Raw genomic sequence first — 11,851 nt, forward strand, 5'->3', positions numbered from 1 at the left:
GTTAGCCTTTTAAAGCCGCTGCCGATCAGCGGCTTTTTTTATGTGCTTTAACTCTCAGCCAAGCTGTAACGTCTACCTATAAAAAGACGCACATTCAAAAATAAAAACTGCCCCACCGTCAGACCAAAGGAGCTAGTACCGGTGCCTTCCGCGTTCCGTTTTACCCCGCTGTTCATTGCGTTGACTGCAACGATCCCCTTCGCCGCCCAGGCAGATGAAGACAAGGCTGATGGCTTCATCGAAGGTTCGTCCTTCAACCTGCATTTCCGTAATGCCTACTTCAACCGCGACAACCACAACGCCGGCGTGCGCGACACCCGCGAGTGGGGCCAGGGCGCGGTGGCGCGCTTCGAATCGGGCTACACCCCGGGCACAGTCGGCTTTGGCCTCGATGCCCACGCCATGCTGGGCCTGAAGCTCGACGGCGGTGGCGGCCATGCCGGCACCAGCATCCTGCCCGAGCACATCAAGGACGACGGCGAGCTGGGCGCTGCCCCGCATTCGTTCTCCACTGCCGGTGCTGCGATCAAGCTCAAGGCGTTCGACACCGAACTGAAAGCCGGTGACCTGTTCCTCACCAACCCGGTAATCGCTGGCGGCGAAACGCGCATGCTGCCGCAGACCTTCCGTGGTGTGAGCCTGACCAACACCAGCATCGACGGCCTGCTGCTCGAAGGCGGCCAGGTAAGCTTCACCCACCCGTACAACCAGAGCGGCCACCGCCGCATCGACACCTACTACGGCTCGCTGGACGAGCACGACAAGAGCAAGCACCTGAACTGGGCCGGCGCGTCGTGGAGCGGTACCGAGAACATCACCAGCAACCTTTACGCCGCCGAGCTGAAGGACATCTGGAACCAGTACTACGCGGACTTCGACTACACCTACGTGGTCAACGACCTGGTCAGCCTGAACCCGGGCGTGCACTTCTACCACACCCAAGACACCGGCCAGGCCCTGCTGGGCAAGATCGACAACAACACCTACAGCGTGCACTTCACCGTCAACGGCGGTTACCACAGCGTCACCGCCGCCTACCAGCGGGTCAATGGCAACACGCCATTCGACTACATCAACCTGGGCGACAGCGTGTACCTGGACAACTCGCGCATGTACTCGGACTTCAACGCGCCGAACGAGCGCTCGTGGAAGTTGCAGTACGACTATGACTTCGCCGGTGTTGGCGTGCCTGGCCTGACCACCTCGCTGTCATACTCGCGCGGTGAGGCCGACCTGACCAAAGCCAGCCAGGACACCAGCCACTACGACTACTACCGTGAAGATGGCAAGAATGCCATGCACTGGGAACGCGACCTGGACGTGAAGTACGTGTTCCAAGAGGGTGACCTCAAGGACCTGTCGGTACTGGTGCGCTATGCCACCCACCGTGGCAGCCAGGGTTATGCGTCGATTGACAGCAACAGCGACAACGATGAAGTGCGCGTGATCGTGGATTATCCGCTGAACGTGTTCTAATCCAGGATCGTGAGCTAGACACCTAACCTGTGGGAGCGGGCTTGTCCCGCGAACACCGGCAAAGCCGGTGCCATCCACCGAGTCGCCTGCTTCGCGGGCATGCCCGCTCCCACAGAGTACGATGTGAATCCCGAATAGGGTAAAGCGTGATTCCGTCGGACAAATCTTGTCCGACAATCTCTGCTTCCCTAGAATGTCGCCGCCGCGAATGGCCCTGCCCACGCAGTAGCGAGCATGCCCACCCGATTACCGCGTTTCGCATTTCTCAGGTCGCACCCCGAGCTGACCCTCAACCTGGGCAGCTGCCTTGCCGTGCTCGCCATCGTGGCCATCGTCAGCTTCCTGCTGGCGCGTGAACGTGACAGCGTCGAGCTGTCGGCCATTCGCTCGTCCAACAACATCGTCCAGCTGATCGAAAGCGACATCCTGCGTAACGCCGAACTTTACGATCAGTCCCTTCAGGGCCTGATCTGGGCCGTGGGGCGTAAGGAGCTGCCGGAAATACCCGGCCCGCTGCGCCAACGCCTGCTGTTCAATGAAGCCTTCGTCGATCGCAAGCGCGGTGACGTGTTGTGGCTGGACAAGCAAGGCAATGTGGTGGGCGACTCCACCAGCAGTGTGCCGCGCAAGGCCAACTTCGGCGAAACCGGGGTGTTCAAGGCACACCAGCGCAACGCCAACCTGGGCTTGCTGGTAGGCCCACCGTTCAAGGCCAGGCTTGGCGGCCTGGACTGGTGTATCAGCTTTAGCCGGCGGATCTCCGGCCCCGATGGCGAGTTTGCCGGGCTGGCAGCAGGCGCACTGCGCCTGTCGTACTTCAGTGAGCTTTTCCAGCGGCTGGACATCGGCGACGACAGCAGCATCAACCTGTTCAACACCGACGGGCAGTTGCTCGCCCGCCAGCCCTCGCGCCCGCAAGACCCGCTGATCGGCACCAACTACGCCGAGCGGCCGAATTTCAAACGCATCCTCAGTGAGAAAAGCGGCAACTTCACCGCCCGGTCCGGCACCGACGGCAGCCCTCGCATCTACACGTTTGCCCGGGTGGCCGAGTTGCCTTTGATCGTGCTGGTGGTGCACTCGGCCGACGAGGTGTTCCAGTCTTGGCGCCGCACCGCGATTCTGGTCAGCGGCGCCACGGGCGTTTTGTGCGTGGGTATTCTCTGGCTGACCCTGCTGCTGGGCCGCGAATTGCGCCGCCGCCAGGAGGCCGAACAAGGGCTGGCGACGTTGGCCGCCACCGACAGCCTGACCGGCCTGGCCAACCGCCGCCGCCTGGACCAGGTGCTGCGCCAGGAGTGGGCGCGTGCGCAACGCAACCGCAAGCCGCTGGCAGTGCTGATGGTGGATGTGGACCATTTCAAGGCGTTCAACCAGCGTCATGGCCATGCCGGTGGCGACCATGCCCTGCGCGAAGTGGCCAAGACTATCGAGGCGTGTATCCGCCGGCCAGCCGACCTGGCTGCGCGTTACGGTGGGGAGGAGTTTCAGGTGGTGCTGCCGGAAACGGATCTCGCCGGCGCGCGGCTACTGGCGGAGCGCATCCGCGCCAGCGTCGAAGCGCTGGCCCCGTTTGCCGAGGACGCCCACGCGGTTACGGTGAGCATCGGTATCGGCCTGTCCGGCACCCAGCACGACCTGAGCAGTGTGCTGGGGGCTGCGGACGAAGCGCTCTACCGGGCCAAGGCCAATGGCCGCAACCGGGTAGAGGGGCCTGACGCCTAGGAACGGGCGCGGGCGGCGTTACGCAGGGCTTTGACCTGGTCGTGGTTGCGCTGCACGCCTTGCAGCTGTTTTTCCACCAGGCTGTAGGTCATGTCACTGGCACTGCGGCCCAGTTTCACCAGCTTCTCGCGGGCCTCCTTATAGGCCTTGAGGGCGTGGTCCTCGCCGCGCTCAACTTCGTTGAGCACTGCTTCTTCATCCTTGCCGGTGACCATCGACTTCAGGTTGACCCAGCCGCGATGCAAATCACCGCTGATGCTGGTGGAAGTTTCCGGGTCGCCGCCCAAACGGCGCACTTCGCTTTGCAGTTCGCCAGCAGCGTTGGCGCACTCACCGGCGCGCTGGACGAAGAAGGCTTTGAGCTCGGGATTTTTCACGTCTTCGGCCGAGGTTTTGAAGCCCTTCTCGCCATCTTTGCTGTACTCGATCAGGTCGTTGAGCACGTCAATCACGTCTTTGTTGGGGTTGCTCATGGTCGAACTCCTTGGCAGGTGATAGTCATCTGTAAGGGAGCAGAGTTCGTGCCAGTCTTTCCAAGAAAAATAAATCAATATAAATCAATAACTTAAAGTAACTTGAAAACAGGCTGATGAAGGCGTTCTGCATGATTGCCGCTTGGGCCTTCGTGCAGATTGCAGTATGGTCGGCGCTTTCCATTGCCAGGTGCGCCGATGAAACCGGAAATGCTCGAACTGCTAGTGACTCGCACCATGCCGTTTGGCAAATACCAAGGCCGGATCATTGCCGACCTGCCCGGGGATTACCTGGCATGGTTTGCCCGCAGAGGCTTCCCTGCGGGGGAGCTGGGTGGGTTATTGGCGTTGATGCATGAGGTGGACCACAACGGGCTGGCAGACCTTTTGGTGCCGTTGCGCAAGAAACATGGGCGTTGACCTGTTCCGGCCTCTTCGCGGGCATGCCCGCTCCCACCGGAGCACTGCAAACGCCAAGATCATGCAGTACCTGTGGGAGCGGGCGTGCCCGCGAAGAGGCCAGTAATGCCTACAGATCCCTCTAGCCTTTCACCGGCGCTACCGCCAGCTCAACCTGCTCGCTCTTCTTGATCACGGCATACACCACTGCCGTCAGCAAGCTACCTGCCACGATCGCCAGCAAATACAGCAGCGCATGGTTGATCGCATTGGGGATCAGCAACACAAACAACCCCCCATGCGGCGCCATCAGCTTGCAGCCGAAGTACATCGACAACGCCCCGGTCAACGCGCCACCGGCGATACTGGCCGGGATGACCCGCAGAGGGTCCTTTGCGGCAAACGGGATCGCCCCCTCGGAAATGAAGCAAAGCCCCAATGCCAAGGCCGCCTTGCCCGCCTCGCGCTCGCTTTGGGCGAACTTGCGCCGGGCCAGGAAGGTGGCGATGCCCAAGCCAATGGGCGGCACCATGCCGGCCGCCATGGTCGCCGCCATCGGTGCGTAGCTCGACGACGCCAGCAGCCCCACCGAGAAGGCATAGGCGGCCTTGTTGATCGGCCCACCCAGGTCGACACACATCATGCCACCCAGCAAAAGCCCCAGCAGAATGGCATTGGTGGTGCCCATGCTGTCGAGGAAGTGCGTGAGGCCTTCGAGCATGGCTGCCACCGGCTGGCCGACCACGTAGATCATCACCAGGCCCGTGACCAGGCTGGCCAGCAGCGGAATGATCAGGATCGGCTTGAGCGCTTCAAGGCTACTGGGCAAACGCGCCCAGCGGGCAATGGCTTTGGCGCTGTAACCAGCAATGAAGCCGGCGACGATGCCACCGATGAAGCCGGCCCCCAAGGTGCTGGCCAGTAAGCCACCGATCATGCCCGGCGCGAGCCCTGGGCGGTCGGCGATGGACCAGGCGATGTAGCCCGCCAGTAGCGGCACCATCAGCTTGAATGCGGCCTCCCCGCCAATCTGCATCAGGGCTGCCGGCAGCGTGCCCGGCTGTTTGTAGGCCTCGATGCCGAACACGAACGACAGGGCAATCAGTAGGCCCCCAGCCACAACCATGGGCAGCATGAACGACACGCCGGTGAGCAGGTGCTTGTACACACCCGTCTTTTCACCCTTCGCTGTTGTAGCGGCCGCTGCGGCATCGGCGCTGTTTTCCACTTTGGCTTCCGCCAAGGCCTTGTCCAGGGTAGCGCGTGCCTGCTTGAGGGCAATGCCGGTGCCGCAACGGTAGATGCGCTTGCCGGCAAACCGCGCGGTCGGCACTTCGATGTCTGCCGCCAGCAGCACCACGTCCGCTTCAGCGATGGCCTCGGCAGACAAGGGGTTGCGTGCACCGACCGAGCCTTGGGTTTCCACCGTGAGCTGATAGCCCATCTGTTGTGCAGCTTGCTGCAGGGCCTCCGCCGCCATGAACGTATGCGCGACGCCCGTCGGGCAGGCAGTGACCGCAACGATGCGTGTGCCAGTGCTGCCAACCTCGGCAGGCGCGCTTGCTGCAGCTACCAGCGGTTGAGCGTTGGCTGCTGCCTCATCGAGGAAACCTTCGCGGTCAGCCAAGGCCTGGGCGGGCGTGCTTTGGTACACGCGCTTGCCAACGAAGCGGGCCAGGTCCACCGGGCCGGTGCTGACCACCAGCACCCAGTCGGCCTCGGCGATCTGTGCGGCGCTCAGTTGCCGCTCGGGGTGCCCGGCGTCCTGCACTTCGACACTGGTGCTCCAGCCGCGCCGCTGGGCAGCGGCAGACAGCAAGCGCGCGCTCAGTACACTCGACACCTGGCCGTTGGGGCAGGCGGTAACAATGGCAATGTTCATCGGCAACCCTCTTGTTGTTCTGTCAGTTGCACGGCGGCTTGCAGGCGTGCCAGCTGTTCGCGGTCACGGATGCCAAAGCCAATCTGGGTGACGGCTTGGGCGGCAATCGCCGTGGCGCGGGTCAACGTCTGAGCAGCGGGCTCGCCCTGCAGCAGGCCATGGACCATGCCGGCCACCAGCGAATCCCCCGCCCCCACAGTGCTGGCGACCCGCACCGTGGGCGGGCAGGCATGCAGGGCCAGGTCACGGGCGAACCAACTGACGCCCTGCTCGCCCGCAGACACGACCACGTGTTCAACGCCGCTGGCCAGCAACTGCTCGGCCGCAGCACGTTGCCGGGCCGGGTTATCCACAGCCTGGCCAAGCACCTCGCCAAGCTCTTCGGTATTGGGTTTGACCAGCCAGGGCGCGCTTAGCAAGCCGGCGCGCAAGGCTTCGCCGCTGCTGTCCAGCGCCACCTTGAGGCCCAGGGCTTTCAACTGGTCAAGCAACTGGCGGAACCAGTCGGCGCTGACCCCGCGCGGCAGGCTGCCTGCCACCACCACTGCATCGTGGCCCGGGGCAACCTGCGCCAGGCGGTGCAGCAAGGCATTGCGTGCCGCCTCGTCGACCTCCGGGCCTTGGCCATTGATGTCGGTCACACGGCCATCGGCTTCCACCAGCTTGATGTTGCTGCGGGTTTCGCCAGGCACGCGAACAAAGCAGTCAGTAAAACCGCGCCATTCGATCAGCGCCTCGAACGGCTGCAGGTTATCGCACCCAAGGAAACCGCCGACGGTCACGCTGTGCCCCAGGTCGGCCAGTACCTGGGCAACGTTCAGCCCTTTGCCCGCCGCGTGGCTCTGTTGTGCCTGGCTGCGGTTGACCTGCCCCGGGCGCAAGGTATCGAGGCCGATGGTGATATCCAGCGCCGGGTTCAGGGTGAGGGTGAGGATCTTGGCCATTCAGTAACGCTCCACCAGCGCGCGAACCGCCGCTGCGCTGTCTTGTTGCAGGGCCTGTTGCGCCAGGGCGCGGGCCGTCTGATGATCGGCCTGGCGAACCAGGGCCTTGACTTCGGCGATGCTGCGCGCAGACACGCTAAGTTCGTCCACGTCCAGCCCCAGCAGCACAGGCACCGCCTGCGGGTCGGCGGCCAGCTCGCCGCACACGCCGACCCACTTGCCATGGGCATGGGCGGCGCGCACGGTCATGTCGATCAGGCTTAATACCGCCGGATGCAGGCCGTCGGCCTGGGCCGACAGGCTGGGGTGGCCACGGTCGATGGCCAGGGTGTATTGGGTCAGGTCGTTGGTACCGATACTGAAGAAGTCCACCTCCCGGGCCAGTTGCGCGGCAAGCAGGGCCGCCGAAGGCACCTCGACCATGATGCCCAGTTGCAGGTCGGCCACCGGAATTTCTACACGCAGGCGCTCGACCATGGCCCGCGCCTCGCGCCATTCGTGCACCTGGCCAACCATCGGGAACATGATACGCAGCGGGCGCTGGGCGGCGGCCCGCAGCAACGCGCGCAGCTGGTCTTCCATCACCTGCGGGCGCTGCAAGGTCAGGCGAACCCCCCGCACGCCCAGGAAGGGGTTTTCCTCTTTAGCGATTGGCCAGTACGGCAACGGTTTGTCGCCGCCGACATCGAGGGTACGCACCACCAGTGGGCGCCCGCCGAGGCCATCGAGCACACGGCGGTATTCGGCTTCCTGAGTGGCCACATCCGGTGCCTGGGGGTGAGCCATGAAAATAAGCTCGGTGCGCAGCAGGCCCACGCCTTCGGCGCCCTGCTCCACCACCTTGGCGATGCCGGTGCTCTCGCCGATGTTGGCGAACACTTCGACGGCGTGGCCATCGCGGGTGACCGCGGGCTCAAAGCGCGTGGCCCAGGCTGCCTGCAGGCGTTGCTCGCGCTCGTCGCGCTCGGCCAGCGCCCGTTGCAGTTCATCTGCCGGCGGCGCAACGCTGACCAGACCGCGCTGGCCATCGAGCAGCAGCGGGGTGCCATTTTCCAGCAACAGTATCGACGCGCCCGCGCCGACCACCGCCGGGATGCCCAGGGCACGCGCGACAATGGCGCTGTGGGCCGTAGCGCCACCTTGGGCGGTAACAATGCCAGCGACCCGGGCAGGGTCCAGCCGGGCAACATCAGACGGGCCCACCTCAGTCATCACCAGCACATAAGGTTGCTCAGGCTCAACCTGCGCCTGCACCCCACACAACTGCGCCAGCACGCGCCGGCCAATGTCGCGCAGGTCGGCAGCGCGCTCGGCGAGCAAGGTATCGTGCAGCGACTCCTGCTGGCGGGCGGCCGCTTCGATCACCGCCATCCACGCGGCCGCAGCGCTTTCGCCCTGAGCCAGGCGCTGCTCGACATCGTCGGTCAGGGCAGGGTCTGCGAGCATTTCCTGGTGAGTGACGAAAATCTCGCCAATGGCCTTGTCACTGCGCTGGACCAAAGCCTGCAATTCGCCGTTCACGGCGGCCACGGCTTCGCGCAGTTTTTGCCGCTCCTGAGCGCACGACTCGCCCCGCAGGGGGTAGTCGAACTCACGCTCGACACAGACGTGTGCCGGGCCACTGGCAATACCGGGGGCGGCGCCCACACCCTGGACACGGCTGCCGGCCTCGGGGGGTTGTTGCACTTCGACCAGTGCTGGGGCGAGGGGCGCAGCGCTCTGCGGCAACGGGTCCACTTCCTCACCCAGGCCTTGTTCGATAGCGGCCAGCAGCACCGGCAGGGCATCGGCGGCGATACCTGGCTCGGCCACCAGTTCCAGCACCTGGCCACGGCGGGCGCCGAGGCTGAGCAGCTTGCTCAGGCTTTTCACCGACACCGCCGGCTGCGCGCTGTCGACCATGCGCACACGGATTTCTCCCTCAAAGCCTTTGGCCAGTTGTGCCAGTACCTTGGCCGGGCGGGCATGCAGACCATGCGGGTTGGCCAGCACGATGCGCGCGCTGGGCCAGTCTGCTGGCGCCTCGCCGCCCAGCACTTCCAGCACCGCACGGCTGCTGGTGGCCTGATAAAGCACCTGCCCGCGGCCTTCGATCAGCACTTCGCACAGGCGCTCAAGCAGGGCCTGGTGAGCAGCGCCAAGGCTGGCCAGGCAGAACAGGCCATTGAGCGGTTGGTCGCGGTAACGCAGGGGCTGCTGTGGGGTAATAAATGCCAGGCCCGGTTGGCGCACCTGGCGCTCGCTGTGCAGCCACCACAGGCCCTCGCCCAGCGGCAGCGGCTCGGCCTGCTGCAGCACAGCGGCAAAACCGCTGTCGACGCAGTCGGCGCGCTGCAACAGGCGGGCACCGCGCCAGGCCAGTTCGTCGAAATCTTCAGCCGGCAGGTTCAGGCCGACCAGTTGTGCATCCAGCGCCAGCGCCTGCGGCGCGCCTTGCAGCAGCTTGAGCAGCGCTTCGGCGGAACTCGCCCGGCGCAGCGCTTCGGCCAGGTCGGTCTCGCCCAATGCGCGGGTCAGTAGTTGCAACAAGCGCAGGTGTTCGTCGGAACGGGCGGCAATGCCGATGGCCAGGTAGACCATTTGTCCATCGCCCCAGTCCACACCCTCGGGAAACTGCAGCAGGCGCACGCCAGTGGCATACACCAGCTCACGGGTTTGCGGCGTGCCATGGGGGATGGCGATGCCCTGGCCAAGGAAGGTGGAGCCTTGCGCCTCACGGTCCTGCAGCCCCTGCAGGTACCCCTGCGCGACAAGGCCATCCGCAACCAGCCGGTCTGCCAGCAGGCGCAATGCCTCGGCCTTGTCGGCGGCCGTCTGGCCCATGGCTATCTGCTCCTTGGCGAGTTCGAGCATGACCTGTCTCCTTTTGCAGTGCCCGGCCGGGTACTGGAGTATTGTTGTGAAATTCACATGAGGGCCAGTTCAACAGCCTTGCACAGATGGCAGCCGAGGCAGAATATTCGGCAGCTGAAACGTTTAATCTGACCAGGCGGCCACGTTACTCGATAATCTGCCCGGTAAAAAGCCCCATCCTGTCGGACAATTGCGACAATGGTCGTCTGCGCATGGCGCCAGTGCCGGGTCAAAATACCCGGTCCGGCCTCACAGCCAGCCCCGGAAATAACAAGGAAAATTCGGTGAAACTCAGCGATATCGCCCGCCTGGCCGGTGTGTCCGTGACCACGGCCAGCTACGTCATCAACGGCAAGGCTGAACAGCAGCGCATCAGTAACAGCACTGTAGAACGGGTGCGCGCGGTGGTCGAAGCCCACGGCTTCACTCCCAACCCCCAGGCCGCTGGCCTGCGCAGCCGACACACCCGCACGCTGGGCTTCATTCTCCCGGATCTGGAGAACCCCAGCTACGCCCGTATCGCCAAGCAGCTGGAGCAAGGCGCCCGCGCCCGTGGCTACCAGTTGCTGATCGCCAGCAGCGACGACCAGCCCGACAGCGAGCGCCAGTTGCAGCAGCTGTTCCGCGCGCGCCGTTGTGATGCCCTGTTCGTCGCCAGCTGCCTGCCACCAGAAGACGACAGCTACCGCGACTTGCAGGACAAAGGCCTGCCGGTGATCGCCATCGACCGCCGCCTGGACCCTGCGCACTTCTGCTCGGTGATCAGTGATGACCGCGATGCCAGCCGCCAACTGGCCGCCAGCCTGCTCAGCGCAGCCCCACGCAGCATTGCGCTGATTGGCGCACGCCCCGAGCTCTCGGTCAGCCAGGCACGTGCCGGCGGGTTCGACGAAGCCCTGCAAGGCTATGCCGGTGAAGTCCGCCGCTACCAGGGCGAAGCGTTCAGCCGTGAGTGCGGCCAGCGCCTGATGCAACAGCTTATCAATGACCAAGGCGGCCTGCCGGATGCCCTGGTGACTACCTCGTACGTGCTGCTGCAAGGGGTGTTCGACACACTGCAGGCGCGCCCTGCCGACTCGCGCCAGCTGCAGCTGGGCACCTTTGGCGACAACCAGTTGCTCGACTTCTTGCCGCTGCCGGTCAATGCCATGGCCCAGCAGCATGGGCTGATTGCCGCCACCGCACTGGAACTGGCGCTGGCCGCGATCGAAGAAAAACGCTACGAACCTGGCGTGCATGCCGTCGGGCGCACCTTCAAGCAGCGCATCACGGCGGCCTGAACATGCGCCTGATCGACACCCACACCCACCTGGACTTCCCCGACTTCGACGCCGACCGCCCGCACCTGCTGGCCAACGCGGCGGCACGCGGGGTGGAACAGATGGTGGTGCTGGGGGTGTACCAGGCGAATTTCCAGCGGGTGTGGGACCTGGCCTGCGCCGATCAGCGCCTGTGCGCAGCGCTCGGCCTGCACCCGGTCTACCTCGACCAGCATCGCCCGGAGCACCTGGTGCAACTGCGCGAATGGCTGCAGCGCCTGCACGGCGACCCACGGCTCTGCGCCGTGGGTGAGTTTGGCCTGGACTACTACCTCGAAGACCTGGACAAAGCACGCCAACAGGACCTGTTTGAAGCGCAGCTGCAAATGGCCTGCGACTTCGACCTTCCCGCGCTGTTGCACGTGCGCCGCAGCCATGCCCAGGTAATTGCCACGCTCAAACGCTACAAACCGGCGAGGGCGGGCGTGATCCATGCGTTTGCCGGCAGTTATGAGGAAGCGCGTGAGTACATCAAGCTGGGGTTTCGGCTTGGGCTGGGCGGCGCCGGCACCTGGCCGCAGGCGCTGCGGCTGCGCAAGACTCTGGCGCGGCTGCCGCTGGAGAGTGTGGTGCTGGAGACCGATGCGCCGGACATGGCGCCGGTGATGTACCCGGGGATGAGGAACAGCCCGGAGCATCTGCCGGAGATCGCCGGGGCGCTGGCGCAGGTGATGGGGGTGGAGGTTGGGGTGCTGGCGGAGGCCAGTAGCCGCAATGCTTGCGAGTTGTTTGGCTGGTAGTTAAGACTGCAGTTGCCTGCAAGGGCCTCTTCGCGGGCTC

Annotated in this window: 9 protein-coding genes; 5 read left to right on the forward strand and 4 right to left on the reverse strand. The window is 64.5% G+C overall.

Translation table 11 applies throughout. The features are described 5' to 3' along the window. The first annotated feature begins 141 nt into the window (after nt 1-141). On the forward strand, nt 142-1,476 hold the full coding sequence (locus P0Y58_25810) for an OprD family porin (GenBank protein ID WEK30266.1): 1,335 nt from the start codon (nt 142-144) through the stop codon (nt 1,474-1,476). Between the two features lie 234 nt (nt 1,477-1,710). Further along, nucleotides 1,711-3,201, forward strand: a complete 1,491-nt coding sequence (locus P0Y58_25815; protein ID WEK30267.1) for a sensor domain-containing diguanylate cyclase — start codon at nt 1,711-1,713, stop codon at nt 3,199-3,201. Here P0Y58_25815 and P0Y58_25820 read toward each other — a convergent pair. After that, the gene (locus tag P0Y58_25820; protein ID WEK30268.1) at nt 3,198-3,674 is read right to left on the reverse strand and encodes a PA2169 family four-helix-bundle protein; all 477 of its coding nucleotides are present in this window, start codon (nt 3,672-3,674) and stop codon (nt 3,198-3,200) included. The two genes, P0Y58_25815 and P0Y58_25820, sit on opposite strands and share 4 nt — an antisense overlap. 198 nt (nt 3,675-3,872) lie before the next feature. On the opposite strand from P0Y58_25820, the gene P0Y58_25825 reads away from it, so the two are divergent. Then, the gene (locus P0Y58_25825; GenBank protein ID WEK30269.1) at nt 3,873-4,094 is read left to right on the forward strand and encodes a DUF3820 family protein; all 222 of its coding nucleotides are present in this window, start codon (nt 3,873-3,875) and stop codon (nt 4,092-4,094) included. Between the two features lie 121 nt (nt 4,095-4,215). On the opposite strand, the gene P0Y58_25830 is transcribed toward P0Y58_25825, so the two are convergent. From P0Y58_25830 to ptsP, 3 genes are read right to left on the reverse strand one after another with little or no spacing between them, the layout of a single operon-like run. After that, on the reverse strand, nt 4,216-5,955 hold the full coding sequence (locus tag P0Y58_25830; protein ID WEK30270.1) for a PTS fructose-like transporter subunit IIB: 1,740 nt from the start codon (nt 5,953-5,955) through the stop codon (nt 4,216-4,218). Continuing rightward, entirely contained in the window at nt 5,952-6,899 is a 948-nt protein-coding gene (gene pfkB / locus P0Y58_25835) for a 1-phosphofructokinase (GenBank protein ID WEK30271.1), read from the reverse strand. Before pfkB ends, P0Y58_25830 begins: the two co-directional genes overlap by 4 nt. Continuing rightward, nucleotides 6,900-9,752 (reverse strand): phosphoenolpyruvate--protein phosphotransferase, encoded by a 2,853-nt coding sequence (ptsP, locus tag P0Y58_25840; protein ID WEK30272.1) that lies wholly within the window; start codon nt 9,750-9,752, stop codon nt 6,900-6,902. A gap of 284 nt (nt 9,753-10,036) precedes the next feature. Between ptsP and cra the strand changes: the two genes are divergently transcribed. After that, on the forward strand, nt 10,037-11,032 hold the full coding sequence (cra, locus tag P0Y58_25845) for a catabolite repressor/activator (GenBank protein ID WEK30273.1): 996 nt from the start codon (nt 10,037-10,039) through the stop codon (nt 11,030-11,032). A 2-nt stretch (nt 11,033-11,034) separates the two neighbouring features. Beyond that, nucleotides 11,035-11,811, forward strand: a complete 777-nt coding sequence (locus P0Y58_25850; GenBank protein WEK30274.1) for a TatD family hydrolase — start codon at nt 11,035-11,037, stop codon at nt 11,809-11,811. The last annotated feature ends 40 nt before the right edge of the window (nt 11,812-11,851 follow it).

Source organism: Candidatus Pseudomonas phytovorans (assembly GCA_029202525.1).
Lineage (GTDB): Bacteria > Pseudomonadota > Gammaproteobacteria > Pseudomonadales > Pseudomonadaceae > Aquipseudomonas > Aquipseudomonas phytovorans.